The following is a 15,187-nucleotide window of genomic DNA, read 5'->3' as shown; positions in this document are numbered from 1 at the left end:
CCTGACCTGAGCGACGAGCAGCTCGAGCGCATCAGCGCACGCCTCGCGCACCGCATCCGCCGCCGCCGACGTCTCGGCCAGGCCGCGGCGGTGACCCTCGCCGGCATCGCGGGCGCGGTCCTCAGCGCGGCAGTCCTCACGGGGGTGACGACGGAGCGCGGCATTCCGGTCGCGGCGCCCGTCACCTGCTGGGAACAAAACGGGCAGGGCGTCGCCCTGTCGGGCGAGATTCAGACGCCCGCGAAGCAGTCCACTGCGTCGCTCGCAGCGGCGTGTGCTGCGCTCGCGGGCACCAACGGAGACGGAACGGACGCAGCCTTGTTCTCCCTCGCAGGAAGCCAGGTGTGCCAGGAGGGCGGCCGAATCGAGATATTCACGGGACTGATAACCACAGTCGACTGCACCAACCCGCCCATGACCCAGACCGGAGTCGACCAGTGACCTTCAGACGCAAGAGAACCCTCGCCCTCAGTACCCTCTGCCTCTCCGCGGCGCTCCTCGTCAGTGGATGCGCGACGAGCGCCAGCAGCCCCGGCTCTCCGTCGACGTCGCAGGTGCCGGGTGAACTGCTCAGCGCCGAAGACGCGACCAAGCCCGTCTACGAGACCACCGCGGTCATCGGCGATCAAGGATCAGGCGGATGGCTGCTCGATCACCCCGTCAGCCTTCGCATCACCGGCACCGACGGCCGGTCGACGCTCAGCGTCGACGGTCCCTGCAATACGCTCACCTACGACCTCCAGTACGCCGGCCTGCAGACCTCCGTATGGGTCATCACCGGAGGCCCTGCGACGACGTACGTCGGCTGCCTCGACGCCGCCGGAGAACGAGAGCAGTGGCTGATGGACGTGCTGGGCGCAGAGGGCGTCAGCTTCACCCAGACCTCCACGACGATGCGCATCCGCTCCGGCCCCGTCACCATCGACGCCACCGCGAGCACGACCCTCATCTCCACCGAGACGGCTGCCGAACCAACAGAAATGACGGGGTCCCTGACACCCACCGTCCCGACGGAGGGCCCACCGGGTACCCCCATCGCCACCGCCGCCTCTGAGGGGCCGATCATCGACGTCCAGCAGCTGACGAACCCGGCGCTCGACCTGGCTAACGGCACCGGAGTCCAGCTCTCGACGCTCAGTGCGGAGGAGAAGAAGCAGTACCCGATCTACGCGGTCGGAACCACGTACAAGGAGCTTGCCGCGTACGACCCCGCTCTCGCGGACCACTACTGGATCGCACCGGACGAGCCGGTCTGGGCGCTGAGCGTGCACGCGCCCGCGGAGAGAACGGACGCGCCCTACGGCTTCGACCTCCATCGAGTGGACGTCTTCACCGCCGTCTACGACGGGATCAGCGGCGAGCTCCTGACGTCACAGGGCGATGTCGACCTCGCGTCTCTCGGTGCGCCCGGCGAGCTGATCACCGCCGAATAGATCCGTTGCCTCTGTCCCGGAAGGGGATCCTGAACCGGTCACCTGAAGCGGCGTTCCTCGCAGCGTCGTCGCGGTCCTCAGCGCGTGTGTTCTCGCGGCACTGTGCGACTGGGTTACTCCGCGTCGTCGCTAGCAGCATCGCCCCGGCCGTCTGCAAGAGGTCTGTAGCTCGGCAGAGGGGTGGAGCTCGCGTCGAACCCTTCAGGGCGATCGTCTCCGTGGTCCGCGGTCTCGCGGTCGGCTTCCATGCGCTGCCGCCGCGCCTGCTCCTCGGCGACAGCGAAGTCGATGAGCCTCTTTGATCCGTACATACGGTCACCTCATTTCTTGGGGTGGCGAGCGTATCGAGCGCGGCTGGGGAAGGCGTCATCCCGGTTCACACGACCGATGCCCTCGGTTTCCGCAGCAGCCGACGTCGCTCGTGTCCAAGGTTGCTTACCTGCATGCGTTGAAGCGTGTTCCGTACGGGGGTCGCTCACCGCACCAGTCCACCGAGCGGGATGGGCCGCGCTTCGGCGCGGGCGGCAGTGTCCCGTAAGACCCGCCCGATGAAATGCCCGGTGACGGGGCGGCTATCGGGACACTGGAACGGTGGATCAGAAGGCGATGCTGCGCACCCGAGCCGAGGCGCTCGACGACCTCGAGCAGCAGCTGCGCTCGGAGACCGACGTCGCGGGGGAGCGGATCGTGCGGACGGAGAATGGCTTTCGGCTGCAGGAGACGGAGACCTTCACGGTCGAGGTGTGGAAGATGCTGTTCAACTGGCGCCTCGTGGTGATGCCGCCGCGCCAGCAGATCGAGACGACGCACGGGTACTGCTACTTCGGTACCGGCCTCGAGAGCTTGGCCCGCGCGGTCGCCGCCGGCCTGCAGTGGGCAGATCCGATGCACACGGCTCCCGAGGGGTTCGACAAGCAGGCGTTCTGACGCCGCTCTAGATCTCGGTCGCGGCGAGCTCGTCGGGTCGGGGGAGTGCCAGCGCTCGGTGAGGGTGGTGCGGTCGACGCCGAGCTTGCGTGCCACTGCTGCTTTCGGGATGCCGGCGGCGATGTCCGCTCGAGCTGCAGCGACCTGGTCGGCGTCGAGCCGGCGTTGCCGGCCCCTGTACTTCCCCGCAGCTTTCGCAATGCGGATGCCCTCGGCTTGGCGCTCTCGGATGAGGGAGCGTTCGAACTCGGCGAACGCGCCGAGCAGGTGCAGCATCAGCTGTCCGAGTGCGTCGTCGCCGCCGGGTCCGTAGGTCTGCTGTTCCTTGATGAACTCGACGGAGGCGCCCTTCGCGACGATCTCGTCGACGACGTCGCGGAGACCTCGCAGTGAGCGTGCGAGGCGGTCCATCGATGCGACTCGGACGAGGTCGCCGTCTCGGACATAACGGATGCAGTCGGCGAGAGCAGGCCGGTCGGTGCGGGTGGCGCCGGAGACCTTCTCTTCGAAGATCCGGTCGACGGTTCCGATCGCGTCGATCTGTCGATCAAGGTTCTGTTCGGTCGTGCTGACTCGGACGTAGCCGACGGTCTGCGTTCGTTGCGTCACTCCCAGACCCTGACGCAGATGTGTAGCGAAAGGTGGAGAAGTGACCCTACTGCTACGGCGTCGCTGGGTGTCACTGGTGTTGCGTTGGGGTGTACCCCAGAGGCCCACAGGATGATGACTCGGGAACGTCCTCCGCAACCGTCCTGAGACGTCACGCGGCAAGACGTCTTTCCGGGACAGCAGCCTCCCGTCGATCCAGTCCTGCCGAGGGCGCAGCGACCGTCGTCGGTGCGTCGCAGAAAGCTACTGTTTTTCGAGGCGCTAGAAGACAGAGCTCTCCCCCCTGCGGAGGGGGTCGTTTTTCGAGCTAGGCCCTGGGGCGGCGGCGGCTGCGGTTGAGACGGGCCTTCAGTCGTGCAGGCTTCTTCGTCGGCCAGAAGACGAGGACGAGATCCTCGACCTTGTTGACGACGAAGTAGATCGTGGCGCACACGATCACGACGTTGGGGTCCACCTCCCCCTGCCGCATCTCGAAGAGCGGGTTCATGGTGACCTCCGCGTGTTGAACGCGCGAACGCGTTCGGATCACACCGAGCCGGATGACTCGGTGTCGCTCACTACCAGCAATCATTCGAGCGCTGACAGGAGAGGAGGGGGCCAGGAGAGCTGTTGCTGCTCGATCCTGGGCATGAAAAAAGCCGGCTCGGGGCCGGCTTGTCGGGTGATCGATCGATCGCCCATTTTCAAGGTAGGGGGTGACATCGTGGGCCAGAAAACGGCGACGTTCGTGCGGCGCCGCGGCACGGCGGCATCGAGCTCCGCCAGGTACCGCGGACCGCGATCATCGCCCCCGCCAAGACGACTCGGGGGGGCGTCCATTAACGTGAAAAGCCAGCCGGGTGGCTGGCTTTGGACGTACGTATGCCGATTCGTGACCATCATGGCTCAAGTTGACATCAACGGCAATGACCTCGGGTGGTCGATCCACCTCGCGGCCTAGCGCGAGCCTACGGATTTCAGTTCTTGCCGGAAGTCAAGGACCCGGCATGGCGTCGAACGTCGATCAATTAGGTCGTCGTCGCTCGATGAGGATCGTGTCGCGCCAGGTGCCGGCGGCTGGTCCGTGGGTCATCCGCGCGATGCGTTCGCGGGTGCCGACCCGGCGGAATCCGGCGCGGTCGTGGAGGGCGAGGCTGGCGGTGTTCTCGGGGAAGATGCTCGACTGGATCGTCCAGAGTCCTGCGGCGTCTGCGGCATCGATGAGCGCCTGCAGGAGTTCGGCGCCGATTCCGCGGCCGCGGGCAGACGACGCGATGTAGACGGAGTGCTCGACCACCCCTCCGTAGACGGGCCGGCTCGACACGGGCGAGAGCGCCGCCCAGCCGAGGATCTGGTCGCCGTCGACGGCGACCAGACGCCCAACGTCGAGCATCCCCACGTCGAACGCCTCCCAGGTCGGCGGTTCGGCCTCGAAGGTGGCGTGCCCGGTCGCGATGCCCTCACGGTAGATCGTCTCGACCGCCGCCCAGTCCTCGGGGAGCATCACCCGGATCGCGGTCATGAGCAGCAGCTTCCTCCGGCGGATCCGATGTCGGTGGAGCAGACGCCGGTCTCGGGGAGCACGAGCTGCACGCGCCGGGCGGCGGCGTGGTCCCCAGCGAGTTCGTCCGCGATGGAGCGGACCTGCTCGTAGCCGGTGACGAGGAGGAACGTCGGGGCGCGACCGTAGGACTTCATGCCGGCGATGTAGAAGTTCGGCTCGGGGTGCGCGAGTTCTGCGACGCCGTGGGGGTCGACGGTGCCGCAGGAGTGCAGGTTCGGGTCGATGAGCGTCGCGAGCGCGCGGGGCGCTTCCACGATCTCGTCCAGGGAGACGCGGATCTCGCGGAGCATGTCGAGGTCGGGCCGGAATCCGGTGGCCTGCACGACGACGTCGGCCTCGACGCTCTCGCGCTCCTTCCGGCGGCTCCCGAGGACGGCGACCCGGCCGGTGGAGGTCTTCTCGAGGCGGTCGACCTCGAAGCGGTCCAGGAGGGTGATCGCGCCGTCGCGGACGAGCTGGTGGACGGTGCCGCCGAGCCTGCCGCGCTCCTCCAACTCGTCATCGCCAGAGCCGAAGACGCGCAGCGGGCTCGTGCCGCGGATCGCCCAGGTGATGGTGGTGCCGGGCTCGTCGCGGGCGAGGCGGGCGAGCTTGATCAGGGTGTTCGCGGCGGAGTGGCCGGCGCCGACGACGAGGACGCTCTTCCCGGCGAACCGGGCGCGGTCGGCGCCGAGCACGTCGGGCAGCGCGTGGCTGAGGTGCTCGGCGACGTCGTCGGCGCCGATCGGATCGAGGCCGGCCGAGGCGAGGGCGTTGGGGGTCGAGTAGGTGCCGGAGGTGTCGATGACCGCGCGGGCGGTGACGTCGACGGCGCCCTCGGGAGTGTCCAGGCGCAGCAGGAACGGTGTGCCTGCGCGGCCGGTGGAGCGGGTGCGGTCCATGCCCTCACGGGACACGGCAGTCACACGGGAGCGATAGCGGATGACCGGAGCGAGCTGCGGAGTCGCGGCGAGGGGCGCGAGGTAGTCGCGGACGAACTCGTGCCCGGTGGGCAGCTTCTTCGCGGCGGGCGCTTCCCACCCGGCGGCGTCGAGCAGGCGTCCGGCGGCGGAGTCGACGAGGTACTCCCACGGGGAGAACAGGCGGGTGTGGCCCCACTGCTGCACGGCGGCGCCGGCGCTGTCTCCGGCTTCGTAGACGATGACGTCGAGGCCGCGCTCGAGCAGCTGCGCGGCAGCGGCGAGGCCGACGGGGCCGGCGCCGATGACGGCGACGGGCAGTCCGGTGAGGCGGCGCTCGTCGGTGCGGGGCGGGACGGTCAGGGTCATCGTCATGATGGTCTCCTTCGGTGGTGCAGGTCAGGCGGTGACGGCGTCGTCGAGGACGGCCGTCGTGGCCTGGGCGAGTGAGGCGAGGCCGTGGGCGGCGAGATAGTGCTCGGCGTCGGCGGCCGCGGAGCAGCCGGTGCCGGCGGCGGTGATGGCCTGGCGGTAGCGGTGGTCGACGAGATCTCCGGCGGCGAAGACGCCGGGGAGGTTGGTCTCGGTGGTGGGTGAGGTGACGCGGACGTAGTTGTCGTCGTCGACGTCGACCTGGCCGAGGACGAGCTCGGAGCGGGGGTCGTGGCCGATGGCGATGAACAGACCCGTCGCGGCGAGTTCGGACTCCTGGCCGGTGACGGTGTCGCGCAGGCGCAGCATCGTGAGCTTCTCGTCGCCGAGCGCCTCGGTGACTTCGGTGTTCCACAGGACGCGGATCTTCGGATCGGCCAGGGCGCGGTCCTGCATGATCTTCGACGCTCGGAGGAAGTCGCGGCGGTGGATGAGGGTGACGGAGGCGGCGAAGCGGGTGAGGAACATCGCCTCCTCGAGGGCGGAGTCGCCGCCGCCGACGACGGCGATGTCCTGGCCCTTGAAGAAGAACCCATCGCAGGTCGCGCACCAGGACACTCCGTGACCGGTCAGTCGCTGCTCACCGGGGACGCCGAGCCTCCGGTAGGCGGAGCCCATCGCGAGCACGACGGCCCGTGCCCGATAGCTGCCTCCGTAGCCGGTGGTGATGGACTTCACGTCACCGGTGAGCTCGAGCGCGGTGGCGTCGTCGTAGACGATGCGGGCCCCGAAGCGCTCGGCCTGAGCGCGCATGTTCTCCATCAGGTCTGGGCCCATGATCCCGGTCGGGAAGCCGGGGAAGTTCTCGACCTCGGTGGTGTTCACCAGGGCGCCGCCCGCCTCGACCGCGCTCGTCAGGACGATCGGTTCCAGGCCCGCGCGGGCGAGGTAGATGGCGGCGGTGTAGCCGGCAGGGCCGGATCCGACGACGACGACGTTCTCGATGGCGGTCGCGGTGCTGGTCATGCGGGAACTCCTGTTGTCTCGACGCCGAGGGTGATCAGCATGGCCTCGATGCGGGCCTTGATCTGGTCGCGTACGACGCGAACCTCCTCGATCGGGAGGCCGGCCGGATCGGTGAGGTCCCAGTCCTGATAGGTCTTGCCCGGGTAGATCGGGCACGCGTCGCCGCAGCCCATCGTGACGACCACGTCGGCCGCCTGGACGACGTCGTCGGTGAGCGGCTTGGGGAACGCGTCGGTCACGTCCAGGCCGATCTCCTCGATGGCCGCGACGACGGCGGGGTTGAGTGCGGCGGCAGGCATCGAGCCGGCGGAGCGCACGTGTACGCGGCCGCCGGAGAGCGCGTCGGTGAGGACCGCGGCCATCTGGGAGCGGCCGGCGTTCTGCTCGCAGATGAACAGCACCTCCGGCACCTCCCGGGCGATGGCGCCCTTGGCCTGGGCGAGAGCGGTCAGGCGGTCGGTGGCGAAGCGCACCGTCTGGCTCGCCAGGTGCGCCTTGACCTTCGAGGTGCGCAGCAGCCCGGTGTACGACTCGAGCACGTACCGCTCAACGGTCTCGGCGGCGAAGACGCCGCGGAACTTCTCGCTGAGCTCCTCGGCGAGGCGGGCGAGGTAGCCCTCCGGGTAGACGAGGCCCGGCATGGCTCGGCGGGTGCTGAAGTCGCTCATCGTCAGACCTTCGCGGGCAGCAGCTCGGCCAGCAGCGCCTGGACGCGTGCCTTGATGTCGTCGCGGATGGGGCGGACCTCCTCGAGCGGCTTGCCCTTGGGGTCGGTGAGGGCCCAGTCCTCGTAGCGCTTGCCGGGGAAGATCGGGCACACGTCGCCGCAGCCCATGGTGATCACAGCGTCCGACTCGCGCACCTGCTCGGTGGTCATCAGCGTGGGCACGGCCTGCGAGATGTCGATGCCCTCCTCCGCCATCGCGGCGATCGCCATCGGGTTGATCTGGTCGCCGGGCTCGGACCCGCCGGAGAGGACCTCGACGGCGCCGTTCGAGAGGGCGCGCATGTAGCCGGCGGCCATCTGCGAGCGTCCCGCGTTGTGGATGCAGACGAACAGGACGGTGGGCTTCTCGGTCATGGTGCGAGCTCTCTGGTCGGGGCGAGGGGGGGGAGGAGGAGGAGGAGGAGGGACGGCATCGACGCCGATCGATATCAGTGTGACGGTGGATATCGACGTGCGTCAATGTTCGTACCGGATGTTCACTCGAGGATCGTGAGCCAGGCGGCGAGGGCGAGCAGCGTGATCAGGAGGACGGGGACGGTCAGGACGATGCCGGTGCGGAAGTAGCGGCCCCAGCCGATGTGGATGCCCTTGCGGTCCAGGACGTGCAGCCAGAGCAGCGTGGCGAGGCTGCCGATCGGGGTGATCTTGGGGCCGAGGTCGGAGCCGATGACGTTGGCGTAGATCATCGTCTCCTGCGTCAGTCCGGTCGCTCCGGCGGCGGAGATCGCGAGGGCCGCGATGAGCACGGTGGGCATGTTGTTCATCAGGGAGGCGAGGACCGCGATCACGGTACCCACGCCGAGTGCGGTGATGACGGTGCCGCGGTCGCCGAAGAACGAAAAGACGCCGGCGAGCTCGTCGGTCAATCCCTGATTGCGCAGACCGTAGACGACCAGGTACATGCCGATGCTGAACAGAACGATCTGCCAGGGAGCGTCGCGGATCACCTTCAGGACCGGGATGCGCCGGCGCGAGGGCTGCTCGCCAGCGTCGAGGGAACCACCGGACCCGAGCGGGCCTGCGGTGACGAGCTCGCGCTCCTCGGCACGCACGCGGGCGAAGAGGAACGCCGGCTGCCGGGCGGCGACGGCGACGAGGGCGATCGCGCCGATCCCGGCGACGACGGAGAGCGGTACGTGCAGCGGGTCGGCGGCGAAGTAGCCGACGAGCAGGAAGGCCAGGACGATCCAGCCGGTGCGGAACACGAGCGGGTCGCTGATCGCGGACGCCGGGCGGGCGAGCGCGTCGACGTTGTAGCGCTTCGGGATGGAGCGGCCGAAGTAGGCGAAGAGCACACCGAGGCTCGCGAGGACGGCAACCGCGCCGACGGGAACCATGACGAGGGCGTAGCGGGCGAAGTCGATGTCGAAGAAGTCGGCCGAGACGATGTTGACCAGGTTCGACACCACCAGCGGCAGGCTGCCAGCATCGGCGATGAAGCCGGTGGCGAGGATGAAACCGAGGGACGCCTTCGCGGAGAAATTCAGCGCGCGCAGCATCTGGATGACGATCGGCGTGAGGATCAGCGCCGCCCCGTCGTTCGCGAACACCGCCGCGATCACCGCGCCCAGCAGCACAATCAACACGAACAGTAGCCGCCCACGTCCCCGGCCCCAGCGCGCGACGTGCAGCGCGGCCCACTCGAAGAATCCGGACTCGTCCAGGATCAGCGAGATCAGCACGATCGCCACGAACGCGAGGGTGGCGTTCCAGACGATCCCGACCACGGTCGGGACGTCGGAGAGCTGAACGACGGTGGTGACCAGCGCGATCACCGCACCGCCGAGAGCGCTGTAGCCGATCCCAAGTCCCTTCGGCTGCCAGATGACCAGCGTCAGGGTCATCAGGAAGATGGCGATGGCGAGCACGGTCATGCTGGAGAGCTCCTCGGAAAGGCATCGATGATGATCGATGAAGACACTACATCGATCCTCATCGATGCCTGGACGAGTGCCGGCGTCCATCGATGCCGGTCGATCCGCGTGGCACACTGAGGGCATGGCCGTTCTCGAGATGCTCCCGCTGGCGGACGTGACCGCGTGCTGCGCACCGCTCACCCGCGAGGCGATGGACGCCGAGAACGCCGAGAAGCTCGCCCGCTCACTTCGCGCAATCGCCGACCCGGCGCGACTGCGGCTGATCTCGATGGTCGCCGCGCACGCCGACGCCGAGGCGTGCGTCTGCGACCTGACCGAGCCGCTCGGCCTCTCCCAGCCCACCGTCTCGCACCACCTGAAGGTCCTCGTCGATGCCGGGATCCTCAGCCGCGACAAGCGCGGCACCTGGGCCTACTACCGCCTGGTGCCCGGCGCGCTCGACTCCCTCGCGCATCTGCTCACCACCGTCTGACCGAGCCGGCTGAACAGCCGGGACCGTGCCACTCCGATAGATCGACGCGTGTCGATGTAGCGACACGTGCGCGTCACTTCCCGTTCATCGACGGGCGTCAGTGTTCGGTCGTTGTTCTCGGACCGAAGGAGCAGGATGCATCTCGTCGCCATCGGCGGCAGCGACGCGGGGATCTCCGCCGCGCTGCGCGCCCGCGAGCTCGACCCGTCCGTCGACGTGACCGTCGTCGTCGCCGACTCCTACCCGAACTTCTCCATCTGCGGGATCCCGTACTACTTCTCCCGCGAGGTCCAGCCCTGGCAATCCCTCGCGCACCGCACCCACGCCGACCTCGAAGCCACCGGCATGACCCTGCGGCTGGACACCTTCGCGACCGACATCGACGTCGCCGGACAGCAGCTCACCATCCGCACCCCGGACGGGACGCTCGACCGGATCGGGTACGACGAGCTGATCGTCGGGACCGGCGCCCTCGCCTCCTCCGCCGGGATCGCCGGAGTGGACGAGCTGGGGCCGGAGGACGGAGTGCACGTGCTGCACTCAATGGGCGACACGTTCGCGCTCGAGCGCTACCTCGACAGTCGCGACCCGCAGACGGCGATCATCGTCGGCGCCGGCTACGTCGGCCTCGAGATGGCCGAAGCCCTCACCGTCCGAGGCCTGCGCGTCGTTCAGCTGCAGCGCGGCCCGGAAGTGCTCTCCACCCTCGACCCCGAACTCGGCGCCCTCGTCCACACCGAACTGACCGAGCGCGGCGTCGAGGTCCTCACCCGGACCACCGTCGCCTCGATCGAGAAGACCGCGACCGGTCTCGCCGTGCACGCCGACCACAACGGCACGCCTCTGACGCGCACCGCCGACGTCGTCCTCCTCGTTGTCGGTGTGAAGCCGAACACCGACCTGCTCGCCCGCGCCGGAGCCTCCCTCGGCGCCGGCCGTGCCGTCGCCGTGGACGAGGCGATGCGCACCGGCCTCCCGCACGTGTTCGCCGCCGGCGACGGAGTGACCACCCACCACCGCCTGCTCGGCAGTACCTACCTGCCGCTGGGCACGACCGCGCACAAGCAGGGCCGCGTCGCGGGCGAGAACGCCCTCGGCGGCGATGCCCGGTTCGCCGGCTCCGTCGGCACGCAGGTCGTGAAGGTGTTCGATCTGGTCGCCTCCCGGACCGGACTGCGCGAGCACGAAGCCTTCGCCGCCGGGTACGAGCCGGCGACGACGACCGCGGTTGCGGACGACCACAAGCGCTACTACCCGGGCGCGCAGCCGATCACGATCCGCATCACCGGTGACACCCGCGACGGACGTCTGCTCGGCGCGCAGCTCGTCGGACGCCTCGGCACCGAGACCGCCAAGCGCGTCGACACCTACGCGACCGCCCTGTTCGCCGGGCTCACCGTCGAGCAGGTCTCCGACCTCGACCTCTCCTACACGCCCCCGCTCGGCTCACCGTGGGACGCCGTGCAGATCGCCACCCAGACCTGGACCCGCACCACCACCGGAAGCAGCATCCCCGCATGACTCAGAAGCCCACCGTCCTCTTCCTCTGCCAGCACAACGCCGGCCGCTCCCAACTCGGCGCAGGCCTGCTCGAAGTCCTCGCCGGCGACCGCTACACCGCCACCTCCGCCGGCCTCTCCCCGGCCGAAACGGTGAACCCCGCGATCGCTGCCACCGTCGCTGAGCTCGGCCTCGACATCAGCGACCGCACCCCCCGCGCCGTCACGGTCGAGGACCTCGAGAACGCGGACATCGTCATCGCCATGAAGCCCGGCCTTATCCTCCCTGCGACTCCGACCGGCCGGTTCCTGGAGTGGAAGTTCCCCGACCCGACCGACTGGAGCGCCGAGAGCGTCCGCCCCCTCCGCGAGGCGGTCGCCGCTCGAATTCAGGCCGAGCTCCTTAACTAGACGCGACACGGAGCGGCATCAGAACGCCGCCGCAGAACGCTGAAACTCACACGCGGCGCAGTAGAGGCGAGATCTCGCGGCGGGTCGATTCTCATAACTAAGTCGCGTAACCTCGTGCCTCGATGCAGGTATGAAGCATCGGTTTCGAGACAGGGGGAGCGTCGTGGCGAGGTTGATCGGGTATGCGCGGGTGTCGACGCGGCAGCAGTCGACGGATCAACAGGAGGTCGACCTGCTCGCTGCCGGTATCCGGCGTGATGATCTGTACGTCGATCATGGGGTGTCGGGCGCTCGTGCGTCGCGGCCGCAGTTCGATCGTGCCCTTGATGCGTTGCACGAGGGGGACACGCTCGTGATCACCACGTTGGATCGTTTGGGCCGGTCGACGCAGAACATGCTCGCGTTCGCGGACGAGCTGCGCGGCCGTGGTGCGGGCCTTCGCGTGCTGAATCTCGGGGGAGGGGATGTGGATACGTCGACGCCGATGGGGTCGATGCTGTTCACGATCATGGCGGCGTTGGCGCAGATGGAGCATGAGATCAAGCGCGAGCGGGTGATCGATTCGATCAGCAAGCGCCGCGCGGCCGGGAAGAACCTTGGCGGCCGGCCGCAGAAGATCACCGATAGTCAGGTCCGTTCCGCGCTGCAGCTGGTCAAGGGTGGGGAGCCGGCCGCGCAGGTCGCGCGTGACTTGGGCATGTCTCGGGCGACGTTCTACCGCCGCTCCCGCGCGATCGTCGACGCGGGCCTAGGAGTGCTTGGAGCCGGCGACTAGGGGTGGGAGTCTGCGGTCATCCCGTCAGTTTCGCGAGTCGTTCTCCGATGCGTGTTCCGTCGCGGTGTTCCTTCGGGCACAGCTTGAGCCACCGTTGGAGGACGGCGATCTCTTCGTCGCGGCGTCCGAGCTTGCGGTAGATGATGGCGGCCTGCTCGGTGTACCAGGGTGCCGGTTCGCGGCCGTCGCGAGAGCCCTCTGCTCCGGCGATCGCTGCGGTGCACAGGACGAGAGCTTCGTCGAGTCGTCCTTCGCGCTTGAGCTGCTTGATCGGCTCGACCAGCTCTAGGTAGTGCACCCCGTTCACCATCCCGCGCTGGAAGTCCTTCGCGCGCGCTCCGCCGCCGGCGAGGGCCTCTTTGACCATGGTTCGGGAGGACTGGTGGTGCGCGGCGGCTTTGGCAGGTGATGACAGGGGTGGTCGGTTCGATGCGGACCACTGCCACCGCGCGGGTCCGTCGCCCAGCCATGCCCATGCCTCGGCTCGCAGGCCGGCGGGTAGTAGTTCGGTGAAGATCTGCACTGCGACGACTTCTGACCCGTCCTCGCTCAGCTCGAGCTCCTGAGCGATGAGGCTCGGGAGGTAGCCGATGCGCTCGCCTTCGACATGCACTCCTACGGCGAACGGGTCTGCTCTGTTGTCGGGCTCTCGCTGCAGGGACCCGGACGTCTCGATGTAGCCGCCTTCGGCGGCACGGTGACGTGATGCCAGTGCCGTGATCGCCTCACAGGCGAAGGTCGTCGTTCCCGTCAGTTGCACCACGCCAAGCTCGATCGTGGTGCTGAGGTTCACGCGAAGTTGAACGCGGTGCGCGGACGGGGATCCGGCGCTCGGCTCCTCCTTCGACGTGCCGTCGTTGGTACGAGGAGCAGTCCGGCCCAGCAGCCTGTCGAGGAAACCCATACCCCGCATCATCGGGCAAAGGATCCCGAATCTGTACTGCGGCCGGGGTCCCGCTGTCCACCTGCGTGCAGGCCAGCCCCAGCGAGAGCTGGGCTGTGCACAGGTGGTCAGGGGGCGTCCGTGAACGAATCAGCCCCAGCCTCCCTGGTCTCGCAATCGACCGAGGTTCCGTCCGCCCGATCACGGAGCATCAGCTGGCCCCGCGGCGCAGCCGCACCGGTGTCAGCCGGGACGGAAAAGCCCCCGCGAGCACAAAGCTCGAGCGGGGGTATCCCGACGCCAGCGAGGGGGCGCTGCGTCGAGCGCAACGCTACTCGGCAGGCCAGGTGGCAAGCGCGTCGGAAGGCGTGAGGGTGGGCATGCCGTCGACGTCCTGGACGGTCGTTCCGGGCTCAATGAATCCGGCGGCGTGTGCCACCGCAGCGAGCACGAGACGAGCGTGCTCGTAGTCGAGACCGGCGACGTCTTCCCGCAGGTCCACGGGCGTGCCATGCCCGAGCGAGGTGGCGATCCGGGCGATGCGTTGTTCGCCGCCGCTGAGTGCGCCGATCTCGTAGCCCAGGCGATCGAAGTCGACCGCGCTCGTCTTCCAGGCGTTGTCGGTCCGGACCCACGGAGCGCCCTCGTAGACGAGGCCCGATCGGATCAAGAGTTCGACCGCTGCGGCGAGCGGGTTCGACCCGTCTGCCCAGTCGCGGACCTGCGCGTGGAGCGCGTCGTTGCCGTCGGTCACGCGACTTGCTCCATCGACTCCGAGGAGACGCCGTCCGTCGATGCGGCGACGTCGGTGTCGCCGGCCGAAGGCCGGCGAGTGCGCGCCACTCGAGCGCGGGTCTGTTCGGGTCGCGGGACACCTGCTGCGCGAAGTTCTTTCTCGGACCAGCCGCACGCGAGTGCGGTGGACCACGCCTTGGCGTGTCGGGTCTGCGCGTCAGAGAGAGCGGTCCGCGCGGTGTCGGTGTCGTTCGCTGCGCTCACGATCGACCGCACCGCTTCGACCCTTCTCTCGACGGTGGATTCGAGGAGGCGGCGAGCCGCCTCCGCTGCCTCATCAGGGTTCCGAGTCACGTCGTTCATACCCCGAGACTACCGAGAACGGCAGTCGAATGGGTACCGATTCGGGTCCTGTCGTTCAACTCGGTCGTGAACATACAGGGTTGATACGTGCAGGACGGTGGAGCAGAGCAAGCTGTCGACTTAGGTGTCCTAAATTGCTAGCCGGTCTGGCGCTGCGCTGAGCCGGTGCGCATACTGGTCGTATGGTCCCCGCTGGTTGGCGGGTTCGCTGCGCTGGGCCGAAGGACGGGGATGTGATGACGGAGTCGAGCAGGTTGTTCGGTCGGAAGCGTCGACCGAACGTTCCGCCGGAGCAGCGTCGGGAAAAGAAGTACGTCGTGCGGGTGTCCCCGGATGAGGATGCGATGTTGCGTGCTCGGGCCGAGGTTCTGGATGTGACGGTGCCGCGGTTGATGTTCGAGGCGGCGATCGATCCGCAGGTGCGTTCGGACGTGGAGTGGAAGTCGGTCGGTTCGGAGCTGATGCAGCTGCGGACGCTGATGGGGCGTCTTTCGAGCAACATGAATCAGCTCGCTCGGTTCGCGAACACCGAGGGCCGTTTCCCGGAGGAAGCAGTGCAGGTGGCGGCGGAGTACCGGGCGCTGGTGCCGCGGGTGAACGAGACGCTGCGACGACTGGCCGGCCAGTGATCCCGAA

General features: G+C 68.3%; 18 protein-coding genes and 1 pseudogene. 8 read left to right on the top strand and 11 right to left on the bottom strand.

What is annotated here, in order from left to right; genetic code table 11:
- The 3 genes from EDF35_RS20970 to EDF35_RS21330 all read left to right on the top strand — a co-directional run.
- A partial coding sequence (locus EDF35_RS20970; protein ID WP_166674182.1) for a hypothetical protein occupies window positions 1-441 on the top strand: 441 nt, incomplete at its 5' end.
- A 113-nt stretch (window positions 442-554) separates the two neighbouring features.
- The gene (locus EDF35_RS19650; protein ID WP_133963548.1) at window positions 555-1,433 is read left to right on the top strand and encodes a hypothetical protein; all 879 of its coding nucleotides are present in this window, start codon (window positions 555-557) and stop codon (window positions 1,431-1,433) included.
- A gap of 591 nt (window positions 1,434-2,024) precedes the next feature.
- Complete coding sequence (locus EDF35_RS21330; protein WP_166674172.1) at window positions 2,025-2,360, top strand: hypothetical protein; 336 nt, start codon at window positions 2,025-2,027, stop codon at window positions 2,358-2,360.
- A 237-nt stretch (window positions 2,361-2,597) separates the two neighbouring features.
- Here EDF35_RS21330 and EDF35_RS21325 read toward each other — a convergent pair.
- From EDF35_RS21325 to EDF35_RS19610, 8 genes and pseudogenes are all read right to left on the bottom strand, one after another.
- Window positions 2,598-2,969, bottom strand: a pseudogene (locus tag EDF35_RS21325) (recombinase family protein); the annotation flags it as partial.
- Between the two features lie 307 nt (window positions 2,970-3,276).
- Complete coding sequence (locus EDF35_RS19640; protein ID WP_133963547.1) at window positions 3,277-3,456, bottom strand: hypothetical protein; 180 nt, start codon at window positions 3,454-3,456, stop codon at window positions 3,277-3,279.
- Window positions 3,457-3,972: 516 nt separating this feature from the next.
- Complete coding sequence (locus EDF35_RS19635; protein ID WP_133963546.1) at window positions 3,973-4,470, bottom strand: GNAT family N-acetyltransferase; 498 nt, start codon at window positions 4,468-4,470, stop codon at window positions 3,973-3,975.
- Complete coding sequence (locus EDF35_RS19630) at window positions 4,467-5,786, bottom strand: FAD-dependent oxidoreductase (protein ID WP_133963545.1); 1,320 nt, start codon at window positions 5,784-5,786, stop codon at window positions 4,467-4,469. The genes EDF35_RS19635 and EDF35_RS19630 overlap by 4 nt, the downstream gene beginning before the upstream one ends.
- Window positions 5,787-5,810: 24 nt before the next feature.
- Window positions 5,811-6,809 (bottom strand): thioredoxin-disulfide reductase, encoded by a 999-nt coding sequence (trxB, locus tag EDF35_RS19625; protein ID WP_133963544.1) that lies wholly within the window; start codon window positions 6,807-6,809, stop codon window positions 5,811-5,813.
- Entirely contained in the window at window positions 6,806-7,477 is a 672-nt protein-coding gene (locus EDF35_RS19620; protein WP_133963543.1) for an arsenate reductase ArsC, read from the bottom strand. The genes trxB and EDF35_RS19620 overlap by 4 nt, the downstream gene beginning before the upstream one ends.
- A gap of 2 nt (window positions 7,478-7,479) precedes the next feature.
- A complete protein-coding gene (locus tag EDF35_RS19615) occupies window positions 7,480-7,890 on the bottom strand; it encodes an arsenate reductase ArsC (protein ID WP_133963542.1) in 411 nt (136 codons plus the stop codon).
- A 122-nt stretch (window positions 7,891-8,012) separates the two neighbouring features.
- The gene (locus EDF35_RS19610) at window positions 8,013-9,410 is read right to left on the bottom strand and encodes an arsenic transporter (protein ID WP_133963541.1); all 1,398 of its coding nucleotides are present in this window, start codon (window positions 9,408-9,410) and stop codon (window positions 8,013-8,015) included.
- A gap of 124 nt (window positions 9,411-9,534) precedes the next feature.
- Between EDF35_RS19610 and EDF35_RS19605 the strand changes: the two genes are divergently transcribed.
- From EDF35_RS19605 to EDF35_RS19590, 4 genes are all read left to right on the top strand, one after another.
- Window positions 9,535-9,885: a metalloregulator ArsR/SmtB family transcription factor gene (locus tag EDF35_RS19605; RefSeq protein WP_133963540.1), complete on the top strand. Its 351-nt coding sequence runs from the start codon at window positions 9,535-9,537 to the stop codon at window positions 9,883-9,885.
- A gap of 135 nt (window positions 9,886-10,020) precedes the next feature.
- Window positions 10,021-11,406: an FAD-dependent oxidoreductase gene (locus EDF35_RS19600; protein ID WP_133963539.1), complete on the top strand. Its 1,386-nt coding sequence runs from the start codon at window positions 10,021-10,023 to the stop codon at window positions 11,404-11,406.
- A complete protein-coding gene (locus tag EDF35_RS19595; RefSeq protein ID WP_133963538.1) occupies window positions 11,403-11,795 on the top strand; it encodes a low molecular weight phosphatase family protein in 393 nt (130 codons plus the stop codon). The genes EDF35_RS19600 and EDF35_RS19595 overlap by 4 nt, the downstream gene beginning before the upstream one ends.
- Window positions 11,796-11,958: 163 nt before the next feature.
- The gene (locus EDF35_RS19590) at window positions 11,959-12,570 is read left to right on the top strand and encodes a recombinase family protein (RefSeq protein WP_133963537.1); all 612 of its coding nucleotides are present in this window, start codon (window positions 11,959-11,961) and stop codon (window positions 12,568-12,570) included.
- A 16-nt stretch (window positions 12,571-12,586) separates the two neighbouring features.
- Here the strand turns inward: EDF35_RS19590 and EDF35_RS19585 are convergent, their stop codons facing one another.
- The 3 genes from EDF35_RS19585 to EDF35_RS19575 form a co-directional block, all read right to left on the bottom strand.
- Window positions 12,587-13,474: a hypothetical protein gene (locus EDF35_RS19585; protein ID WP_133963536.1), complete on the bottom strand. Its 888-nt coding sequence runs from the start codon at window positions 13,472-13,474 to the stop codon at window positions 12,587-12,589.
- A 310-nt stretch (window positions 13,475-13,784) separates the two neighbouring features.
- A complete protein-coding gene (locus tag EDF35_RS19580) occupies window positions 13,785-14,207 on the bottom strand; it encodes a hypothetical protein (RefSeq protein ID WP_133963535.1) in 423 nt (140 codons plus the stop codon).
- Window positions 14,204-14,551 carry a hypothetical protein gene (locus EDF35_RS19575; RefSeq protein WP_133963534.1) on the bottom strand — a complete coding sequence of 116 codons (348 nt, stop codon included), beginning with the start codon at window positions 14,549-14,551 and terminating at the stop codon, window positions 14,204-14,206. Before EDF35_RS19575 ends, EDF35_RS19580 begins: the two co-directional genes overlap by 4 nt.
- A gap of 236 nt (window positions 14,552-14,787) precedes the next feature.
- On the opposite strand from EDF35_RS19575, the gene EDF35_RS19570 reads away from it, so the two are divergent.
- Complete coding sequence (locus tag EDF35_RS19570; protein WP_104292870.1) at window positions 14,788-15,180, top strand: plasmid mobilization relaxosome protein MobC; 393 nt, start codon at window positions 14,788-14,790, stop codon at window positions 15,178-15,180.
- The last annotated feature ends 7 nt before the right edge of the window (window positions 15,181-15,187 follow it).

Source organism: Rathayibacter sp. PhB151 (assembly GCF_004366415.1).
Lineage (GTDB): Bacteria > Actinomycetota > Actinomycetes > Actinomycetales > Microbacteriaceae > Rathayibacter > Rathayibacter festucae.
This window is presented reverse-complemented; position numbering and strand designations above follow the sequence as displayed.

Excerpts from the sequence above, each read along its gene's own strand:
- EDF35_RS19640 (WP_133963547.1), bottom strand. The coding sequence starts at position 3,456 with ATGAACCCGCTCTTCGAGATGCGGCAGGGGGAGGTGGACCCCAACGTC.
- EDF35_RS19635 (WP_133963546.1), bottom strand. The coding sequence starts at position 4,470 with ATGACCGCGATCCGGGTGATGCTCCCCGAGGACTGGGCGGCGGTCGAG.
- EDF35_RS19630 (WP_133963545.1), bottom strand. The coding sequence starts at position 5,786 with ATGACGATGACCCTGACCGTCCCGCCCCGCACCGACGAGCGCCGCCTC.
- trxB (WP_133963544.1), bottom strand. The coding sequence starts at position 6,809 with ATGACCAGCACCGCGACCGCCATCGAGAACGTCGTCGTCGTCGGATCC.
- EDF35_RS19620 (WP_133963543.1), bottom strand. The coding sequence starts at position 7,477 with ATGAGCGACTTCAGCACCCGCCGAGCCATGCCGGGCCTCGTCTACCCG.
- EDF35_RS19615 (WP_133963542.1), bottom strand. The coding sequence starts at position 7,890 with ATGACCGAGAAGCCCACCGTCCTGTTCGTCTGCATCCACAACGCGGGA.
- EDF35_RS19610 (WP_133963541.1), bottom strand. The coding sequence starts at position 9,410 with ATGACCGTGCTCGCCATCGCCATCTTCCTGATGACCCTGACGCTGGTC.
- EDF35_RS19605 (WP_133963540.1), top strand. The coding sequence starts at position 9,535 with ATGGCCGTTCTCGAGATGCTCCCGCTGGCGGACGTGACCGCGTGCTGC.
- EDF35_RS19600 (WP_133963539.1), top strand. The coding sequence starts at position 10,021 with ATGCATCTCGTCGCCATCGGCGGCAGCGACGCGGGGATCTCCGCCGCG.
- EDF35_RS19595 (WP_133963538.1), top strand. The coding sequence starts at position 11,403 with ATGACTCAGAAGCCCACCGTCCTCTTCCTCTGCCAGCACAACGCCGGC.
- EDF35_RS19585 (WP_133963536.1), bottom strand. The coding sequence starts at position 13,474 with ATGGGTTTCCTCGACAGGCTGCTGGGCCGGACTGCTCCTCGTACCAAC.
- EDF35_RS19575 (WP_133963534.1), bottom strand. The coding sequence starts at position 14,551 with ATGAACGACGTGACTCGGAACCCTGATGAGGCAGCGGAGGCGGCTCGC.
- EDF35_RS19570 (WP_104292870.1), top strand. The coding sequence starts at position 14,788 with ATGACGGAGTCGAGCAGGTTGTTCGGTCGGAAGCGTCGACCGAACGTT.